Annotated in this window: 17 protein-coding genes; 15 read left to right on the top strand and 2 right to left on the bottom strand. The window is 40.0% G+C overall.

From position 1 onward, the window contains the following. The first annotated feature begins 3 nt into the window (after positions 1-3). The 11 genes from H6793_03440 (at position 4) to H6793_03490 (ending at position 10,146) form a co-directional block, all read left to right on the top strand. Positions 4-915, top strand: coding sequence for an aminotransferase class IV (locus H6793_03440; GenBank protein ID USN95354.1), 912 nt, complete (start codon positions 4-6; stop codon positions 913-915). A 43-nt stretch (positions 916-958) separates the two neighbouring features. Next, a complete protein-coding gene (locus H6793_03445) occupies positions 959-3,775 on the top strand; it encodes a leucine--tRNA ligase (GenBank protein ID USN95355.1) in 2,817 nt (938 codons plus the stop codon). 81 nt (positions 3,776-3,856) lie between these two features. Beyond that, the gene (locus H6793_03450) at positions 3,857-4,018 is read left to right on the top strand and encodes a hypothetical protein (protein ID USN95356.1); all 162 of its coding nucleotides are present in this window, start codon (positions 3,857-3,859) and stop codon (positions 4,016-4,018) included. 44 nt (positions 4,019-4,062) lie between these two features. Next, positions 4,063-4,515 (top strand): transcription antitermination factor NusB, encoded by a 453-nt coding sequence (nusB, locus tag H6793_03455; GenBank protein USN95357.1) that lies wholly within the window; start codon positions 4,063-4,065, stop codon positions 4,513-4,515. Between the two features lie 15 nt (positions 4,516-4,530). Next, a complete protein-coding gene (locus H6793_03460; protein USN95358.1) occupies positions 4,531-5,025 on the top strand; it encodes an NUDIX domain-containing protein in 495 nt (164 codons plus the stop codon). Positions 5,026-5,028: 3 nt separating this feature from the next. After that, a complete protein-coding gene (rnc, locus tag H6793_03465) occupies positions 5,029-5,730 on the top strand; it encodes a ribonuclease III (GenBank protein ID USN95359.1) in 702 nt (233 codons plus the stop codon). A gap of 81 nt (positions 5,731-5,811) precedes the next feature. Further along, positions 5,812-6,219, top strand: coding sequence for a 30S ribosomal protein S16 (rpsP, locus tag H6793_03470; GenBank protein ID USN95360.1), 408 nt, complete (start codon positions 5,812-5,814; stop codon positions 6,217-6,219). A 52-nt stretch (positions 6,220-6,271) separates the two neighbouring features. Then, entirely contained in the window at positions 6,272-6,664 is a 393-nt protein-coding gene (locus tag H6793_03475) for a KH domain-containing protein (GenBank protein USN95361.1), read from the top strand. A gap of 57 nt (positions 6,665-6,721) precedes the next feature. Next, complete coding sequence (locus tag H6793_03480; protein USN95362.1) at positions 6,722-8,125, top strand: metallophosphoesterase; 1,404 nt, start codon at positions 6,722-6,724, stop codon at positions 8,123-8,125. A gap of 75 nt (positions 8,126-8,200) precedes the next feature. Continuing rightward, on the top strand, positions 8,201-8,809 hold the full coding sequence (gene trmD, locus H6793_03485) for a tRNA (guanosine(37)-N1)-methyltransferase TrmD (GenBank protein USN95973.1): 609 nt from the start codon (positions 8,201-8,203) through the stop codon (positions 8,807-8,809). A gap of 62 nt (positions 8,810-8,871) precedes the next feature. Continuing rightward, positions 8,872-10,146 carry a D-alanyl-D-alanine carboxypeptidase gene (locus H6793_03490; GenBank protein USN95363.1) on the top strand — a complete coding sequence of 425 codons (1,275 nt, stop codon included), beginning with the start codon at positions 8,872-8,874 and terminating at the stop codon, positions 10,144-10,146. Positions 10,147-10,172: 26 nt separating this feature from the next. Here the strand turns inward: H6793_03490 and H6793_03495 are convergent, their stop codons facing one another. Further along, entirely contained in the window at positions 10,173-11,852 is a 1,680-nt protein-coding gene (locus tag H6793_03495) for an FAD-binding oxidoreductase (GenBank protein USN95364.1), read from the bottom strand. 164 nt (positions 11,853-12,016) lie between these two features. Beyond that, positions 12,017-14,314 carry an Ig-like domain-containing protein gene (locus tag H6793_03500; protein USN95365.1) on the bottom strand — a complete coding sequence of 766 codons (2,298 nt, stop codon included), beginning with the start codon at positions 14,312-14,314 and terminating at the stop codon, positions 12,017-12,019. A gap of 369 nt (positions 14,315-14,683) precedes the next feature. On the opposite strand from H6793_03500, the gene H6793_03505 reads away from it, so the two are divergent. The 4 genes from H6793_03505 to H6793_03520 all read left to right on the top strand — a co-directional run bounded on the left by H6793_03505 (position 14,684) and on the right by H6793_03520 (position 19,547). Continuing rightward, entirely contained in the window at positions 14,684-16,843 is a 2,160-nt protein-coding gene (locus H6793_03505) for a right-handed parallel beta-helix repeat-containing protein (GenBank protein USN95366.1), read from the top strand. 79 nt (positions 16,844-16,922) lie between these two features. Next, complete coding sequence (locus H6793_03510; GenBank protein USN95367.1) at positions 16,923-17,834, top strand: ABC transporter ATP-binding protein; 912 nt, start codon at positions 16,923-16,925, stop codon at positions 17,832-17,834. Further along, on the top strand, positions 17,831-18,634 hold the full coding sequence (locus H6793_03515; GenBank protein USN95368.1) for an ABC transporter permease subunit: 804 nt from the start codon (positions 17,831-17,833) through the stop codon (positions 18,632-18,634). The genes H6793_03510 and H6793_03515 overlap by 4 nt, the downstream gene beginning before the upstream one ends. A 118-nt stretch (positions 18,635-18,752) precedes the next feature. Continuing rightward, complete coding sequence (locus H6793_03520) at positions 18,753-19,547, top strand: hypothetical protein (protein ID USN95369.1); 795 nt, start codon at positions 18,753-18,755, stop codon at positions 19,545-19,547. Positions 19,548-19,607: the final 60 nt, after the last annotated feature.

Raw genomic sequence — 19,607 nt, forward strand, 5'->3', positions numbered from 1 at the left:
AATATGAATAACACTAAAGTTTTTTTCAGTAAAGACATTGTGGAATTTAACCAAGCAAGCTTGAGTATTGCTAGTTCGGCAGTGCTTTATGGGTTGAGTGTTTATACTGTCTTTCCGATAAATCTTACTTCAAAGGGATTGATGGCTTTTAGGTTGAAAGATCATTTTCGTAGACTCCAAGAATCTTCTAAAATCATTGGAATTGATGACTTCTTGAAAGAATGGGATTATCCAAAATTTGAAGATGCCGTCAAGCAGTTAGCTAGTGCTAATATGATTGATGAGGATGTTTTTGTGCGCGCAACCGTACATGTTGTTGATGCGGTGCCAGGCACTAAGTCAAGAGGCCTAAAAACAATCCTAACTATGTTTATTTATCCTGCGCACCCAATTTTGCCCCAAAAGAATGCTCGATTAAAGACCAGTGTTTGGCGACGCGTTCCGGACTTTGCCATTCCGGCTAGGGCAAAAGTGAACGGAGCATACATAAACTCAGTACTCGCTAAGCAAGATGCAATAGATAGCGGTTATGATGATTGTGTATTCTTGGATACACAAGGTCATGTCTGTGAACTTTCGGCCGCTAATATTTTTCTAGTTAGAGAAGGGATTATAATTACCCCAAGCAGAACTAGTGATTTGCTTGAAGGAATAAATAGGCGTACCATCATTGAGTTAGCGGAAGCTCAGAGCATAAAAGTTGAACAACGAACTGTTGATCTAACGGAGCTGTATATTGCCGATGAGGTATTTGCGTGCGGAACCTCCGCATTTGTATCAAGTATATCTGAGGTAGACGCGCGCAAAATTGGAGATGGCAATACTGGCGCATTAACCACTAAGCTCGCACAGTTGCATTATGATCTCTTGCATGGCAAGGGTGCATTGGCTACCAAATATTTAACTAAAGTTTAAGATTTTCAGACTAACTAGTTAAGTCGTGATATAATTACCCCTGATGCAACGCTATAATCCAAAAGAAATTGAACCCAAGTGGCAAAAAATTTGGGATGATAAACAAATTTATAAAGCCGATCTTAATAGTAGCAAACATAAGTACATTGCTATGAGCATGTTTAATTACCCCAGTGGGGCGGGTATTCACATTGGCCATGCCATGAATTACACGATTAGCGATGTTATGGCGCGGTATAAACGTCAGAAAGGTTATGAAAGCTATCATCCAGTTGGCTGGGATGCTTTTGGTTTGCCGGCCGAGAATTACGCCATCAAAACCGGTATTAGTCCACAGGAATCAATGAAGCAGATTATCCCAAGCTATCACAAGCAGTACAAAGCTATGGGCTGGAGTAACGACTGGAGTAAAGAGATTGCCACGCACGAGCCTACTTACTACAAGTGGACACAGTGGATTTTTGCACAGATGTACAAAAACGACCTCGCTTATCAAGAAGCACGCATGCAATGGTGGTGTACCAAGTGCCAGACAGTCCTTGCTAACGAACAAGTGATTGACGGAAAATGTTGGCGCCACGATGGAGCCGATGACCCGATTGTCGAGAAAAAGGAGGTCAAGCAGTGGTTCTTCAAGATTACCGACTATGCCGATGAACTGCTTGAGGCAACCGATGCACTTGATTGGTCAGAAGTAGTAAAAACAGCTCAGAAAAACTGGATTGGCAAAAGTAAAGGTGCCGAGGTTGATTTCTTGCTACATAAGGTTTCTAACCCACATGCCCAAATGGCTCGAAGCTATATCATGGGTCAGCAAAATATCACCGAAGATGACATATTTGAGATTGGCGGTACAGTGGATAATCGAACAGAAGCAGGACATCTATGTGTTGAGTTTCCCGTGTCAAAAGCAGATGATTTTGAGCGTCTAATAACAGACAATATGGAGACGGGCTTCTGGAATGAGTATCTGACAAACGAAAAAGTCGTATTCATTTTCAAACATAAAGACGGTTATATCGAAAGATTTGAATTCAACGATAGTAACGCAAGTCAGATTTGTGCGCTTGGCAATAAGTTCAATAACCTTCCAGAGCCAGCTCCCAATGAGACTCCATGGCAATGGTTAGCAAACAATAGTTGGTATAGCTCTATAGTGCCCAAAGTCAGGGTTTTCACAACTCGGCCGGATACAATCTTTGGGGCAACTTTCTTGGTTTTGGCACCAGAGCATGAGCTTGTAGAGCAACTTACTACAAAAGAGCAAAAAGTCAAAGTAGATGATTACATAAAACAGGCCACCAAAAAGACAGAAGTTGAACGCCAGGCCAGCAAGGAAAAAACAGGCGTCTTTACAGGTTCTTACGCTATTAATCCAGCAAGTGGCGAGAAGATCCCCGTTTGGGTGGCAGATTATGTGTTGGTTGGCTACGGCACTGGGGCAATTATGGCGGTTCCTGCCCACGACGAACGCGATAGAGAATTTGCCCAGGATCACGAACTTCCTCTTGTCCAGGTAGTAGACATCGGTGAAGTAGATGATGCTACGGCTGAGGGTGTGATGATTAACTCTGGTAAGTATGATGGGATGAGTTCTGCTGAGGCGCGGGAAAAGATTATTGCCGACCTAGAGAAGCAGGGTCTAGCAAAAGAAAAGACAACCTTTAAAATTCGTGATTGGAGTGTCAGTCGTCAACGTTACTGGGGTGCACCGATACCGATTATCAATTGCGAGAAGTGTGGGCAAGTACTTGTCCCAGACGAAGATTTGCCAGTAGTTTTGCCGGAGCTCGATGACTATGCACCGAGCGGTGATGGTCGCAGTGCTCTGGCCAGGGCAACAGATTGGCTTGAAGTTGATTGTCCAAAATGTGGCGGAAAGGGCGAGCGGGAAACCGATACACTTGATACTTACATTTGTAGTAGCTGGTACTACTTACGATACTTTGATCCAGCGAACAAAACCAAAGTCTTCGATAGCTCCATAGTTAATAAATGGATGCCGATTGATTTTTACAATGGTGGTGATCATGCTACCGCACATATGATCTATGCTCGTTTTATAACAAGATTTTTCCATAAAATTGGACTTTTAGATAATCCCGAACCATTCAAGAAGTTTTTGTTTAATGGTAAAGTCATGGCTAGTGATGGTCAAATGTTTAGTAAGTCAAAGGGCAACGGAGTTGATCCCCTTGAAATTATTAACCAAGGTTATGGTGCAGATGCGCTTAGAACATACCTAATGTTTGCGGCGCCATTAGATCTTTGGATTCGCTGGGATCCACAAGGGGTGCCAGGCGCATACCGCTTTTTGAATAGGGTATGGAATCTTTCCCAAGAATTTATTGAGGCAAAAGAAGAGGGTGACCGAAATAATCGAGCTCTTAAAATTATTCACCCTGCAATCAAAAAGGTAACAGAAGATTTAGAAGATCAAAAGTACAATACTGCAATAGCTTCAATGATGAAAGCAACCAACCAGTTATATGAAGTGAAGGCAAAATATGGTGTAAAAAAGAACGGTGATTGGCAGATGGCAATTGAGTCTTTGGCGATGCTTATCGCGCCTTTTGCCCCCCATACTGCTGATGAAATCTGGAATCAGTTAGGACATCAAGATAGTATTAATATTGATCATTGGCCGGAGTGGGACGATAGCTTTATGGTCCAAGATGTAGTTGATGTAGTTGTCCAAGTAAACGGTAAATTACGTGGCAAGGTTCAGATAAGTTCAGGCAGTTCTCAGGATGAGGTTATAACCTTAGTACATGCCGATAGTAAGCTTATGCAGTATATCGGTGCAGAGGTGAAAAAAGTTGTTTACGTGCCAGATAGGCTTGTTAATTTTGTAGTCTGAGAGGGCTTGAGGGTTGAGTTGAAAGTTGCTATAATATCTTTTGATATTCAACATAATACGTTAAGGAGTAATTAACTTTATATGGGTAAGCCCAAAAAACGAACTACACCACGTCGAACAGGCAACCGACGTAGCCATCTTGTCGTAAAGTTGGCACGTACAGTCAATGCCTCGTCGCCTGTTAAGGCATATACCACTCGGCGTGAATCAGGCAAAAATACTGCAAAATCTGTTAAAGCCTAGTAATTATAGGTTATAATAGTAGACATTAAAGGATTTTTAACAATATGGCTTCGAACCGTCACCTTGGCCGAATAATCGCTCTGCAAACCCTATATGAACGGGATTTTCGCGCTGATTGTGGTGATAAGTCACTCAAATTGAGTGAAATACTAGACAGGAATATCAATCGCTACAGCAGTACGGTTGACGACGTTGATTTTGTCAGGGTTTTGGTTAACGGCGTCGAAGAGCAAGGTCAGTATATAGACAGCCTGCTGCAACCAATTGCACCAGATTGGCCATTGGATCAGATTGCTCGTGTTGATCGAATAATCTTGCGTCTTGGCGCATACGAGTTACTGTTTCAGGAAGATGCTGTACCATCAAGGGTGTCGATAAACGAAGCTGTAGAACTTGCTAAATCCTTTGGAGGGGAGAACTCCTCAAAGTTCATCAATGGCGTATTAGGTACGCTCATTAAACAAAAAGAAGCAGATACTTTACCCAAAAATAAGTAACATTAAGGATACGATATGAAACGACCAAAGCCATTTGAAGGTTTTAAAAAATTTGTACATACACGCAGAAAACCGGTTATCAAAGAGGTTCTTAGGGAACCAACAGCCGGGGGTATTGTTTATCGTAAAGAATCCGGTAATGTAGAAATACTATTAATACAAGATGCCAAAGATCGTTGGACAATCCCTAAGGGACATATTGAAGAAGGTGAACAAGCTAAAGATACCGCCGAACGAGAAATTCAAGAAGAAACAGGGCTAAAGAAAGTACGAGTCCTTGATTGGTTAGGGAAGATAAACTTTAGGTATCGTCGCCAACAGAGTTTAGTATTGATGACTACCGATATATTTTTAGTTGAGGCTCAAGGTGATACAAACGCATTAAAGCCAGAAGATTGGATGAATGGTATTAAGTGGTTTTCAACACAAGAAGCATTGGATAAGATTGAGTATGAGGATATTGAGAAAATAATTCTTTTAGGATTAAATAAAATCAGAAAGGCTACCTAAGATATGCAAGATACCGCCAAATTTGTTGATTTCGCTAAAAGTAAACTAAAAGTTGAGTTTAATGATATAGAGCTTCTGATTACGGCACTAACCCATAGGTCTTACGTAAATGAACATCGCAAAACGGCTAAAGTTCATAATGAACGTCTTGAATTTTTGGGTGATGCAGTATTGGAGTTGGTGGTAACCGAGTTTTTGTACAAAAATCATCAAGAACCCGAAGGTATATTAACAAATTGGCGAAGCGCTTTAGTTAGGACGGAGAGTATTAGCGAAGCTGCAAAAAATAATGATTTTGAACCCTTATTGAGGTTGAGTCGTGGCGAAAAGCATGGGACTGATCGTGCGCGAGCACAGATTTTAGCTAATTCATACGAGGCTGTGATTGGCGCAATCTATCTTGATCAAGGATATAATGTTGCAAAGGAATTTATAGACAGAACTTTAATCGTAACATTCGATGATATTTTAAAATCAGGCTCATGGATGGATCCAAAATCACACTTTCAAGAAAAAGCTCAAAGTGAAGAAGCATTTACTCCAGTATATAAAGTTCTTGAAGAGGATGGACCAGATCATGATAAAACCTTTGTTGTGGGAGTATTTGTTGGGGATGAACTGCGTGGCAAGGGAAAGGGGCCAAGCAAGCAGTCTGCTCAACAGCAAGCCGCTCAAAATGCCCTAAAGTATTACGAAAACAAGTAGTGAATTTTGCAGTATGATTGACAACAGAGGTGATTAACTGTAAAATAGGGTGGTTAATAATAAAGAAGGGATGAAGCAATAATGCTCGTTATACGTTTACAGCGTACTGGCCGAAAAGGTCACGCACAATTCCGTGTGGTCGTTCAAGATTCACGCAGGACCCCAACAAGTGGACGCGTAGTAGCCAAGATTGGTCACTATGATCCACACACAAAACAAATAGTTATTAATAAAGAACAAGCGCAGTATTATCTGGATCATGGTGCTCAGCCAACAGATAGAGTTGCATTACTTCTAAAGAAAGAAGGGGTTAAGTTACCTAAGTGGGTAACTTTACCAGCCAAGCAAGAAGGCAAAATTCGTAATCCAGAAAAGTTGCGTAAAAATCAACCAAAAGAAGAGACTGCACCCGAACAACCTAAAGAGGATACAGAAGATGCCACTGTATCTGATAGCGAGTCGACCGAATCCGAACAAGCTGAAGCATAAAACAAAGTTTGCTATAATATAGAGGCATTAATATAAAGTATAGGAGATTCTGATGAGTACCATCGACCAGCAATTTGTTGAATATATCGTAAAATCTGTGGTTGGAAACCCTGACGCAGTTGTAGTTGAGCGAACTGTGGATGAACGGGGGGTTTTATTGGAGCTTACTGTGGCACCCGAAGATTTGGGGCGCGTTATTGGCAAAAGGGGTTCTGGCGCACAGGCGCTTCGTACTTTGCTCAGAGCTTTAGGAACAAAGAACGACGCTCGATACAATCTTAAGATTGTTGACGACGGACAATCAGCATCTGATGTAAAGTCTGGTGTTCAAGAATCCGAAGAGCCAACAAATAACACTACTGATTCATCAGATACTGAAGAAGAAAACTCAAGGGTTGCACAGACTCGAAAAGAGCTCGAAGATCTTGACGACCTTGACATCTAATCATATAGAAGATTGCAAAAAATATGACCAATATGTTATGTTTAAAGCATAACTATTATGAGTCATAAAAAAACTAGCAGATTTTCAATATACACAAAACAAACTGTAAACACACTTCGAAGAAACTCTAAGTTTGTCGTAATATTAATTTTGGCTGGTATAGGCACAGCAATATTAGTTGCTACTAAAGCGGGTACATTCTCTATTGCATTACAGCCAGAGCTTGGCAGTACAAGTGGGTGTGCCGAAAAGATCACAGATAATTCTGCCACAGAACCTTCGAGCAATAATGCTGTTAGATTTGGTACTGGATCTGGATGTGTGGTGGTGCCACCCCCACCCCCACCATCTGACAATAATAAATTTACGTTTGCAGTTGTTCCAGATACACAAAATGAGATTGGATTCCCCGGGAATTATTATAATTTTACTAATAGGTGGAATTGGTTAATAAATAACCGACAGTCGCTTAATCTTAAATATATATTTCAGGTAGGTGATGTTAATAACTGGACCGGCAAAATTTGCGAGACGTCTACAAAAAACCCCAATTGCTCAGGAATAACAAATTTTGATCAATCTAGTGAAGGCTTAAAGATACTAGAAAATGCTGGTATGCCATACTTGATTACGCCCGGCAATCATGATACTGCTGCCGTAAGGGCCGACGGCAAGGCCTGTAGTGATACTTCTGGAGGCTATAGAGCCTCATGCCCTGGGTCTAATGCTTCAATTCAAGTTAGAAACATGAGCGCCTGGGAGAAAGCATATCCAAAATCAAGATTTCCGGGCATTGTGACGTTGTGTGATGAGTTTAACGCTAATAGAGACAGGCTAATGACAAAGGGCGCACCTGCCGGAATGTCATCGTCAAGCCTTGATCACCCACAATGGATGAGTAACTATTGCGCGTCTCACAATAATACAGATAATGCTTATCGTACTTTTACTGCAGGGGGACTGAATTGGCTAGCAATTAATTATGAATTTTATCCTCGTCAGGTTGTTCAAGAATGGATGAGGATAGTAATAGAGAATCACCCGCATCACAACATTATTCTGGTTTCTCATATGTTCTTAAGTAGCAACTCTAAGACATTAAGTACCGGATCATCTGGGTATACTGCAGTTGAAGGTACTCCAAAAAGAGTCTTCGATTACGTAATAAGTAAGTATCCAAATGTGAAGTTCACCTTTTCTGGACATACAACCGGCAATAATGGATGCGCGAAGCTTACGGGCGTTAATGGAAATACTATCTATTCATATTTAAATGATCGACAAGATGGTTTAGGAAACGTGGTTAGGTTACTTGAAATCACCCCAGATGCGGGAAACGGCAAGGGTAAAGTAGATAGCAGGATGTACTCGCCAAAAAATGAGAAGAATAACTACCCCCCACAACTAGATATGAGTGATTTTAAGAATTGCTCAACTACCGATATACAGTGGACTAGGTGAATGGAGTAGGGTTATTTATTCGATTGCTGTATAATATATTCCGTGAAAATACAAGTAATTACGCTATTCCCAAAGATGTTTGATGAGGTTTTTGGGTCTTCTATGTTATGGAAGGCGCAAAAAGAGGGAATAGTAGAATACCATACTATTAATCTTCGAGATTTCGGATTAGGCCCTCGCCAGCAAGTTGACGACACACCGTATGGTGGAGGTGATGGGATGTTATTAATGGTCGAACCATTAATTAAAGCTATAAGACACGCCAAAAAACAAGACAAGTCCGCAAGAACATTACTTATGACCCCACGTGGTGAGATTTGGAGGCAATCCTTAGCAAAACGACATGCTGATGATAGTCGTGGATTGATAATTGTTTGTGGTCGCTATGAGGGATACGACGAAAGGGTTGTGTCGGTAGTTGATGAGCTTGTTTGTATCGGAAATTATGTTTTAACCGGTGGTGAGATACCAGCGATGGCGGTGATTGATAGTGTTGTTAGGCTAATTCCAGGAGTCTTAGGGGGTGAAACCTCTGCACAGATAGAGAGTTTTAGTGATGATAAGACCATTGAATATCCTCAGTATACTCGCCCGGAAGTATTTGAAGAAATGAGTGTTCCTAAGGTTTTGTTAAGTGGAAATCATGCCAAAATTAAAACATGGCGCTCAGAAAATTCTAAATAATAAATGAGACTATTGCATCTAGCCGGAATACTTAAGCAGTAAGGTATAATAGGTATACAAATATGTCTCAATATTACTCAAGTAGTCGTTATTACTCGCAGCCAAGGAAGCAAAAAAATAAGCTTAGGAAAAACATTGGCACTAAGGTTATCTGTGTTAGTTTTGTGGCGCTAACCATCCTTGGTAGCTTACTGTATTTTTGGCCGGTTCCAAAAATTGAAGCACAACCTGCAATTGTAAATTATCAGATAGAGCAACCAGCTACAATTAATTGGCCAAATGCAAAACAATCCGCAATAGGTATTGCTGATTATGGAATTGTGAAAGAATCAGACAACCAACAACCATTACCAACAGCAAGCATGGCAAAAATATTCACAGCATTAATGGTAGTTAAGGCTAAACCTTTGAAGGTCGGAGAGGAAGGTCCAAAAATCGAAATCAATACCGCTGATGTTAATTTAATGAATGAGTATATTAATAAGCTAGGTTCGTATTTTCCGGTTCATAATGGACAGGTTTTAACTGAAGAAGAGGCACTAAAAGCACTATTAATTGTGTCAGCCAATAATATCGCTGATAAATTAGCTATATGGGCGTATGGATCAAGCGAGGCTTATGTTCAACAAGCAAACGAATATTTTAAAGAACAAGGATTAACAGGCACACATATTTCCGATGCTAGCGGATTTTCTCCGCAGACTGTTAGTACTGCAAGTGATATGGTGTTAGCAACTCAAATGTTAATGAACGATCCCGTATTATCTAGTATTGTCAGTATGAAAGATACCGTAATATCTGGTACAACAGTACATAACACCAATGGTTTGCTAGGTAGTGACGGTGTTGTCGGTGTGAAAACTGGTAATACTGATGAAGCTAAAGGTTGTTTTGTAATTGCTCGTAATGTTAAATTGGCAGAGGATAAAGAAGTTACATTGCTGGCAGTAGTTATGGGTGCAAACACTGTGCCAGAGGCGATGTTGTCTGCCAAACAGCTAACAGTGCAGGCTCAAAGCAGTATAAAATATCGTAATATTCTTCCAAAAGGAACTATTGTTACCAAATACCAGACACCGTGGGGTGAGAGCGTAGATGTAGTAACCAGTCAAGATGTTGAGATGGTTGCATGGCCAGGAGCAGAAATAAAACCAAAGTTAAAGATTAGATCGTTATCTGCAAATGAAACCGGGATGAAAGAGATAGGCGTTCTATATACAGCAATAGGAAATCAAAAGCACGAAACTCCTGTTCAGCTATCAAAAGAACTGAACAATCCCCCAGTAGGTTGGAGGCTCGCTGGAAGATATGCATCTAAGGTGTTCGGATCATCATAAACAATCCTAATAGTATTCGATAGATTTTATGAGTCAAAATTTTTTCTGAAGTGTTGGGTCGTATATTGCCAAGTTGCATCGGTTTTCTTGTGGGGATTAAAGATGTTATCTGGATCAAAAATTGCTTTTAATTCTTTAAAGTAGCCTAAAACTTCCTTGCCGTACATCTGTTCTAACCATGGGCCTCGAATCAAGCCATCATTATGTTCTCCACTTAAAGATCCATGATATTTCAGGACTAGCTGATTAACTTCTTCCATGGCTGGCAAAATTTTGTTACGGTCACTATCTTGTGCTATATCCATTAATGGGATGATATGAAAATTCCCATCACCCATATGTCCGGCAATAGTAGCGAATAGGCGATATTTTTTAATAATCTTACGCATCTGTGGCAAAAATTTGGCTAAGTATTCTGGTCTAACGACTAAGTCATCTATAAATGGGGCAGTGTGCTTATCTTTAACCTTGCTTCGTAGGATCTGAAAACTGTATCTTCGCATAATCCAAAATTTTTCGCCCTGACGTTCGTAGGGTGCTTCTTCGAACCCACTGATTCCATAGTATTTGGCGTTTTGTTCAAGTTCTTTGCGTAGTGCATGGATCTTCTCTTTAATTTCTTCTGGATCGTCACCCTTAATAGAAGCCATCAGTATAAGTCGTGGCACTCCCTTGATGAGTAGTAACGCGTCTGGTATTAAGCTGATTAACAGGTGAAGAAATTTTTTAACTCCCAAAAATTTAAGGAAGTATGGCATAAATCGTATAGATAAGATTAGTGTGTTATCATCGAAAGATTCAAATCTAGAAGGTTTTTTATCAACTACGACTTTAATTAGTTCACCTAAACGACGTAAGTCCTTTACAAAGATAACCAATAATCCCTCATCGCTACGTGCGTGCGTTAACCTAAACTCAATATCAGTCACAAAACCCAAAGTTCCTTGCCCACCAACTATAGCCTTAGTAAGGTCAAATATGCCTGTTTCGCGATCCCAAACATCCCATAAGCAGTAGCCAGTGGCATTCTTGCTAACATTCGGTTTCGCTTGTTTGATTGAATCATAATGCCCATCAACTAATTTAAAAACTTTTCGGTATACTTCTCCCTCAAAATCCTTCTGTTTCATTTTAGCTTCAAGCTGTTTTTTGTTTAAGGGTTTAACCTCACGTTTGATGCCGTCTGCAAATACAAAATCAATCTTGTTAACAAAATTAGCAGTCTGCCCGAATTCAATAGATTTTTCTCCGCCAGAGTTGTTGTTAACCATACCGCCAACCGTACAAAGGTCTCTAGATGCGGGGTAAGTTGGCATTAAGACACCTTTTGCTTTGGCTTGGGCGTCAAAATCCTTGAACATTACGCCAGGTTGAAGACTAGCCGAATCTTTACCAATATCATGTATTTCTGTCAGATGTCTCTTAAAGTCAACAATAACTGAATCGTTAATAGCACCCCCAGACATATCAGTTCCGGAGCTCCTTGCTGTTAAAGATAAACCTTTTTGTTCTGATTTGAGGTGTTTCGTGGTCGTTACTATTCTCTCTACGTCCTTGGCGTGTTTTGGCGCAACGACTAACTCAGGGCGTACTTCGAGCATTGAAGCATCATGGCTATATTGATCAAGCAACTCAGTCGCGTCTTCAATCTCGCCCTCAAATCCAGTTTGTTTTAGTTGTTCTATGAATTTTTGTATATCAGACATTTTTGGCCTTTCCAGTAAATACTATCATATTTTTGGGTAGATTGACATCGGATATTTATATTAAATATTGCAGAATCGGACAAATGTTAATTTTACATTAGTCAATTAATGTTGAATTGCCCGAATGGTATTGGGTGATTCAAGGGTAAATAAACTGTTTCGAACTATAGCACTTCTGCTGTACAGAATATGAACGAACAACTTGTTTTTAAGCTTAATGAAGCAGGCCCTGAGACGTTTCCAGTAGCATCACTAGCAGTTACCGAGTAGTTGTAGACTCTTTCAGCTTCCAAAGCTCCTGAATCTGTGAAGACAGTGGCAGTTGTTTGACCTATTGGTGAAGCGTCTCTAAGAACTTGATAGGTAATTGCACTGTCATCATTATCTGAAGAAGCATCCCACATGACATTCATGACATATCTTAGCTTTGTCCAGTCGAACTGTAGATTTGTTCGTAGACTTGTCGGTACAGTAGGTACTTCTGTGTCTTTGACAGGCTCAATTGGTTGAGTAGGTTCAGCTTGATTTGTAACTTTAACATTGATTATTTTTTCAGTATAGACATTTCCTGGATCACCTTGTTTTCTTACTCTTGCAACTATCTTATGCGCGCCATTACTGAATTTGGTTGTATTCCATTCCCATAGAAATGGATCTGACTTATCAGTGGTCTGCCATTGATTGTCTATCCTAAATGATACTTCTTGGATAGGGAAGGTTGCAGTGACTTTTATTGTAGTATTGCCTGTTACTGTTGACCCTTCATTTGGTCCAGACACAGTTACGTTAGGTTCCGGTGTTGTTGGAGTGGTTGTGGGTGGAGTTGTGATAGGAGTCGTACAATTTTCGCCCGTATTTAATGGTACACAGGTTTCATTTGTTACTAATACCCGATCGATCTTAACACCATTCTCGATGCCTGTGATTGTAATTTTTCGTGTACCCGCGCTAAGAGTGACTGTAGCTTTGTTGTTTAAGTCACCGTTTTTGTAATCTACCCATGTCCATGTGTTAGCTTTCAAGCCACCATCACCCATTTTTATAGCCGTACCATTGTCAACTTGAGCTTGAATGGCGTTATTGACTGCATCTGGTGCGTTAAGTCGTACCCAGAGTTTATAGGTGCCATTTGCTGGTATTGTAATATCCTGTGTTAACGTACCAAATGACGACGAAGTTGTTGTGGTTGTTGTAGAGGGCTTATCTAGATCTTTAACGCGCATTACTCTTTGATCTTCACCAAGTATTTTATCGAACCTTGCAAGCTGACCTTTTGCTAATGTCCAAGGTCCTTTACGGCTATTTAGACATGAATCAAAATATGTATAGGAGATAACATCTTTATGATTCGCGAAGCTCCAATCCCAAAACGCTTGCATGTTATCTGCGGCAACTTTCTCCTGGCTATCTGTAGTAGTTTTAAGAATCATATTTTCTGGCTTACAGTCTGAATTAGTCCATAGTTTTCCGTCAGGTACTTTCTTTTGCCAACTTCCACCTGATATTGTTCTAAGTCCCCATTCTGCTGTACCGTATGGGATTTTTTTCTTATCTGCCCATGATGAAAAGTTTTTCCAGCCTGTGTCGGCCAACATACTCAGACCTTCTTTTTCAACATACGGATCAACTATATATGCATCCCAGATACCGTTTACCCACCAGTCGTTGTAATTACGTCCAGAAGCTGGATCCCATGTCCAGGTCATCAATACAGGCATAAATGCAATATTTTTTGTACCTAATGCATTTATACGATCACGTACATGTTTTTGCATATTTCTCCAGCCAGCTGCTCCGGCGGGATCGTCTATTCCATTACTTCCACCACCACCTTCGGGTTCATGGTGTACAGTAAACCAAACAGGACCACCTAGAGAGTCAAGTTGCTTTAGCATATTATCTAGTTCAGCATCATGTTGTCCAGACGCCACAGAAGCCCATCCTGGAGTCTTGACAGAAACATGAGGTAATCGGTTTGCTACTAGGTCGCTTTTGGCTGTCGATATCATACTTGGGCTATTCCACCCCCAAAATGTTCGTCGAATTGCTAGTGATTTACCCGCTACATTTTCATGTTTTGACGGGTCACCATTGCCGTCTACTGCTGAACCCCAGTATGCCTTACCTGTAACTAGAGGGTTCGGATCCCCCGGAAAGCGCTGAATAGATGCAGGTTTTGTGATGGCAGTTTGTGTATTAAAAACAACATATTTACCGCCAGAAGCAGTAGCATCACTTGATACCGTTGCTCCACCTGATTTTTTTGCAACTTCAGCCTCAAAATTTGATGTTGCTGCGTGAGCACCAAATATCCAAATTGTACCGATAAGAGCTATCGCGCCAACTACAATCAGTATCTTAATATTCCTCGGTATCCTAGAAATAAAACTACTATTATTTGAGGACCGCTTTTTTGCTATTGTCGACCGTTTAGTTTTTATTTTTCTCTTTTGTGTAGCCATATGACTTCCTTTTTATGTATATCTTTTGGTTTTTTATGTATTACATTTTAATATTAACAATACAAAGAGTCTAAGTCAAAAGGATAGAATTGATATATACTTAAAGGACTATCTTGTATTTAGCTATGACAGCTATGTACTAGACGATCTATTAGCAGAATCTATCAATTTTTCGTGGGCTTACAGACACTTATGGTAGAAACATGGTGTATGTCCTGAATTTAGGATTTGTAAACAGTGAGGGCAAGATTTCAACTATATTTATGACTTCTGATGCTAACTTATTGCAATAACAAACATATTTTGATGTGCGGTTAACGTAGTGTATATTTAAAGCATAAGAGGGTAATTTAGGAACGATAACAATACATGAAGCGAATTAAGGAATTTAGATGGGGGAACCTAAAGAACTTGAGACAATCTAAGTATTTTGTCATTTTGGTAGTGGGCGTGATAGGGGTGGCTACGCTGCTGGTATCAAGTGCCTCGACATTCAGTATTGCACTAAATGTTGAGAATGGAGTTCTTTCTGGATGCGTGGAGCCTATTGCCGATAGTTCAGCTACGGGATCTGGCAATAATGTAGTACGTTTTGGTACTGGATCAAAGTGTACCACACCACCACAACCTCCGGTTAGTGGTGAATACGGAGCACAACTACCGATTAATTATAACTTGTCATCATTAACCGGGTCGATTAAGTATGTTGCTCCAAATGGTAATGATAGTGGGAGTGGTAATGTCGATTCACCGTATTTAACACTAGGTAAAGCGATTGGCGCGGTTAGTTCTGGCGGTACGGTTGTGATGCGAGGTGGGGTATATAGGGGTAACGTTAATGTCGGAGTATCAAAGACAGTAAAAATAATCGCCTATCCTGGTGAGATTCCAGAACTACGTGGTTCAGTCGCAGTACCTAGTTCGACTGCTAGCAACAGTGGCTGGAACACCGAAGGCAACTACAAATGGCGTTCATATAACCCGCGACCAGTTACCGGTGGAAGTGGCTTTGATTTCCCAAATAGTAACATGGGCTTAGCTGGTGATTACTCTGCTCGATATCCCGACCAGGCATGGATTGGCAATGACTCACTTGACCAAGTAACTAATAAAGGCGATCTGGGTGATGGGAAGTTCTGGGTTGACCGTTCAAATAAAAGGTTATATTTGACTGCAAATGATGCTAGTAAATCTAATATAGAGTCATCACGATCTGCGCCTAGCTCCGGTGATAGAGATAGAGCTATCCAAATAAAAAGCCCTAATGTTCGCGTAGAAGGCATAAAAGTAGCGCGTTATTCAAATACGGCTGACGATTATGGCGTTGTAATTGTAGACAGTGGCTCTCATGGTACTGTTTTGAAGAACATTGTAATAACCGATTCAGCATTACTAACACTGACAGTTAATATTGCGGATTCAGTTGTTGTTGAAAATGCCACCTTTACACGCTCAAACTGGATGGGGGTTAGTGCTGTACAAACAGATAATTTAACATTAAAATCAGTGAAAATTACTGATATGAACTACCTACGTGAGTTTACCGTAGATCCGCAAACAGGGGGCATGAAAGCCTCAAAAACTAGAAGAACAAAGGTAGATAATAGTTACATTGCAAATAACTACTCACCAGGCTTGTGGTATGACGACAGCAATACCGATGCTGTAATTGCTAATTCTTATATTCTAGATAACGAAGGTAATGGTGTTTTTTGGGAGATTGCAGACGGACTGCTTATGGTAAATAATTTCATTCGACAGAAGTCTAAAAAGGCAGCCTTTGCAGATGCCGGATCTTCGGGTGTAAAAATGATTAACAACACTATAATAGGCGGAACTAACCCAGTAGCAATTTATACAGACGGCAGGTCAGCACCAAAATGCGCCAGCTCTCTATATCCATATTCAGCATGTGTTGGAGAAGTGTGGTCAAGCAATAGACTAAGTGAACTCAACCCAAATCCACCTCCAGAGTTACTAGCCAGAAAAGATGGCGGAGGTGCGACAAGATTTGGTCGCCGACAGTCATTAGACTGGATGCCAAGAATAGATATAATGATCAATAACGTTATGGCCTACCCTAATACGTCAGGCGATAGTCCATATATTTGCGCCAAGACTCCTCTATGCTTCATGTTATCCCATAGTTCGGGTGCAAAAGCTCCTATTGAAACTATCCTACATAAGGCTAATAAGCCATGGAGTGGCATACCAGAAACAGTAATGAATGGTAACGTATACGCCACCAATGAATCTGGAAAAACCTTAATATACATCAGAGAAGGCACAAAATATACCGACCTCAGTGTCTTCCGTAACGCTATGGCCTCTGCGCCAGTTAGTATAGGTGGCATGGAAGCAAATGGTCTTCAGGGTACAGAATATGTTAATACAAACGGTTCACCAACTCAGAAATTGATTGATCGTTACTCCAATGCCGTCGCGGTTCCATCAGACAGCAGTATCAATCAGTATATATCCGCTGGAACCAAACGCTACGGCACATCATTAGATGTTTCAAAATACTAAAAAACAACGTTTTGAAAATTGTTATCAGTATATTTGCATAAATATTCTAGTATGATTTGGTGTGATATACTGGCATAAAATGCAATCAAATACCAGGCCATTAAACGTATTAAACGTATCTAAATTCTACGGTTCAAGTAAAGGGATTGCAAATATTTCACTTGAGTTGAGCTCAGGTGAAATATTTGGTTTTTTAGGTCCAAACGGCGCCGGAAAAACTACAACAATTAGAACTATCATGAATTTTATTAAACCTACGAGTGGTTCAATTAAAATATTCGGTTTAGATAGTGTTAGCGATAGTGATCAAATAAAACAAATGGTGGGTTATTTATCTGGCGAATTAGCACTTTATGATGATATGACTGGCCGTCAGTTACTTGAATATCTTGGTGCGCTTAATGCTGATACAGTTGACCAAGAGTACGTTAATTATATGAAGGAGATGTTCGATGCTAATCTTGATAAAAAATTACGAGAACTATCGAAGGGCAATCGACAGAAAATAGGTATCATTCAGGCTTTCATGCATAAACCAAAATTATTAATTTTAGACGAGCCGACTTCTGGGTTGGATCCATTGATGCAAGAAAAATTTTTTGAGTTGTTAATTTCCGTAAAGAAGCAAGGTAGTACCGTATTTTTTTCTTCTCATAATATTGCTGAAGTGCAACGAGTTAGTGATAGGGTTGGGTTTATAAAAGACGGAGAACTCATAGGTATAGAAGAAGTTAGTAAGTTACGTGGGTTGGACGTTCACCAGCTAAAAGTCCGTTTTGGTGAGAAGGTTTCAAAAAAATCCTTTGAAAACATTGAAGGAATCGAACAATTTAATCTTTCTGGTATTGAGGGATGGTTTGAAGTGCGAGGGAGTGTCGATCCCTTCATAAAGGAGCTTGCTAGGCATAATGTAGTTAGTATTGAGCGTCAAGAAACAGCGCTAGAAGATATCTTTATGAAGTATTATCAATCTACGAAAGGTGAATCATGAAAATATCTTCAATATTTCGCAAGACATTATTTGATCATAGAAAAGCGATAATTTTTTGGGCAACCGGAATTATTTTGATAGGTTTAATGTATGCTAAGATCTATCCTTCAGTAGGAGGTAACGCAAATTTCACAAAGGCGTTTAGTAGTGCTCCAGAAGGCTTCCAGGCATTCATAGGTAGCGCAGAGTTTTTTGCGACTCCGAACGGTTTTATTCACGCCGAATTCTTTGCTTTAACAATGCCAGTAATATTTTGTATTCTAGCGATTGTGGTAGGAAGTAGCTTGATTTCCAAAGAGGAGGAATCCAAAACAATTGAATTGATTCTGTCACGACCAATCAATAAAAGTAGAATAGTTTACGGAAAAACTCTGGGAATGATAACTTTGATCGGATGGTTGGGCATATGCATATTATTCGGCTTAATTATTGGAAGATACCTAGTTTCTGAGTTCTCCATTAATTTAGTACAAGTAGGGTTATCGGCCTTAAATTTGGTTCTCTTGTCGTTAGTATTCGGTATGTTGGCATTAATGTTCAGTTGTGTATTTGGTGGTAGAGGTATTTCTGCAGGATTAGCAGGAGTCTATTTTATATTGAGCTATATGATTGGTACTTTTGGAGACATTATTAATTGGCTGAAGCCACTCAAACCAGCTTCGTTATTTACGTATTATGATACACAAAGCATTTTGCAAGGCACAATTCATTGGTGGCATCTTTTAGTTTTATTAAGTCTAATTATTAGTATGTACGGATTATCGATTGTTTGGTTTACCAGACGAGACATAAGGTACTAGTCTATAGTCAATATAAGAGTGTATTGCGCTAAGTGTTTGAGAGTAGCTATGCATGACTATATAAAAATTGCATAATATCATAAAGTATGGAATAATACTCGAATTACGGAGAAAAAGTATGATACATCCAGTTTTCAATCAGTTACACGACATAAATACGGCTGAGGTTTGTAGTGAAATATTCAAAGAGCGCGAATATATATTTGTAACTAACGAAGAATCCAACCGGAAGTATGATTGCGATAGTTTTCCGCCAACTCCAGCATATTTTGGTTCAGTGATTTTTGCTTATATTGACAAACTAAACACTGGTATGATGGGGATTCGTCAACAAATGATAATGTTAGGTTCTGGTATGGTTACTACCGATGAAATTGCAGATATGTACTCAAAAAATGTTGGAGAGGTAAGTAATCTGTCTGGTATTCTAGATGGAATAGACTATGGAGTTGATGAACATACAGGTGAGTCTATAACCTATAAGGAGTGGTATGTACGAAAGACGTTACAGAAGGGGAATAAGTTGTTGGCTGCTCATATTATTGCCAGGACTGTAAGTGAGGGTGAACTAATAGGAGCTACTGTATTGCCCAGGATTGTTTCAGAAGATTTACCACTTTTGGCTCGCGATACAGTTATAGCTATGCGTTCCGATATTAATGAACTTAAGAAGAGTGGCTTCTCAAGATTAAGCGATTATCAAATTGATGAAATGCTGAAGTTATTTTCTACTAACGATCCGATATTAAAGGGTCTTGGCCACGTTGCCGCATGTTCTCTTTTGCCAGATGCAGGGTTGATCTCTTCACGACTTGGGGATACTCAAGAGATTAGTGGCTCTCATTCGTCATCTACGAATCCTAATAGAGCAGCCCGACGTGCCAATAAGCACAATAAGAGACGATTGAAATAGTGGTTACCACGATTGTTGCATATTTTGTATGTAGTTTTATGTATCTCGGATACATTAGCT

The sequence above is a fragment of the Candidatus Nomurabacteria bacterium genome (assembly GCA_023898625.1).
GTDB lineage: Bacteria > Patescibacteriota > Saccharimonadia > Saccharimonadales > JAGQNJ01 > HK-STAS-PATE-36.

Excerpts from the sequence above, each read along its gene's own strand:
- H6793_03440 (USN95354.1), top strand. The coding sequence starts at position 4 with ATGAATAACACTAAAGTTTTTTTCAGTAAAGACATTGTGGAATTTAAC.
- H6793_03445 (USN95355.1), top strand. The coding sequence starts at position 959 with ATGCAACGCTATAATCCAAAAGAAATTGAACCCAAGTGGCAAAAAATT.
- H6793_03450 (USN95356.1), top strand. The coding sequence starts at position 3,857 with ATGGGTAAGCCCAAAAAACGAACTACACCACGTCGAACAGGCAACCGA.
- nusB (USN95357.1), top strand. The coding sequence starts at position 4,063 with ATGGCTTCGAACCGTCACCTTGGCCGAATAATCGCTCTGCAAACCCTA.
- H6793_03460 (USN95358.1), top strand. The coding sequence starts at position 4,531 with ATGAAACGACCAAAGCCATTTGAAGGTTTTAAAAAATTTGTACATACA.
- rnc (USN95359.1), top strand. The coding sequence starts at position 5,029 with ATGCAAGATACCGCCAAATTTGTTGATTTCGCTAAAAGTAAACTAAAA.
- rpsP (USN95360.1), top strand. The coding sequence starts at position 5,812 with ATGCTCGTTATACGTTTACAGCGTACTGGCCGAAAAGGTCACGCACAA.
- H6793_03475 (USN95361.1), top strand. The coding sequence starts at position 6,272 with ATGAGTACCATCGACCAGCAATTTGTTGAATATATCGTAAAATCTGTG.
- H6793_03480 (USN95362.1), top strand. The coding sequence starts at position 6,722 with ATGAGTCATAAAAAAACTAGCAGATTTTCAATATACACAAAACAAACT.
- trmD (USN95973.1), top strand. The coding sequence starts at position 8,201 with ATGTTTGATGAGGTTTTTGGGTCTTCTATGTTATGGAAGGCGCAAAAA.
- H6793_03490 (USN95363.1), top strand. The coding sequence starts at position 8,872 with ATGTCTCAATATTACTCAAGTAGTCGTTATTACTCGCAGCCAAGGAAG.
- H6793_03495 (USN95364.1), bottom strand. The coding sequence starts at position 11,852 with ATGTCTGATATACAAAAATTCATAGAACAACTAAAACAAACTGGATTT.
- H6793_03500 (USN95365.1), bottom strand. The coding sequence starts at position 14,314 with ATGGCTACACAAAAGAGAAAAATAAAAACTAAACGGTCGACAATAGCA.
- H6793_03505 (USN95366.1), top strand. The coding sequence starts at position 14,684 with ATGAAGCGAATTAAGGAATTTAGATGGGGGAACCTAAAGAACTTGAGA.
- H6793_03510 (USN95367.1), top strand. The coding sequence starts at position 16,923 with ATGCAATCAAATACCAGGCCATTAAACGTATTAAACGTATCTAAATTC.
- H6793_03515 (USN95368.1), top strand. The coding sequence starts at position 17,831 with ATGAAAATATCTTCAATATTTCGCAAGACATTATTTGATCATAGAAAA.
- H6793_03520 (USN95369.1), top strand. The coding sequence starts at position 18,753 with ATGATACATCCAGTTTTCAATCAGTTACACGACATAAATACGGCTGAG.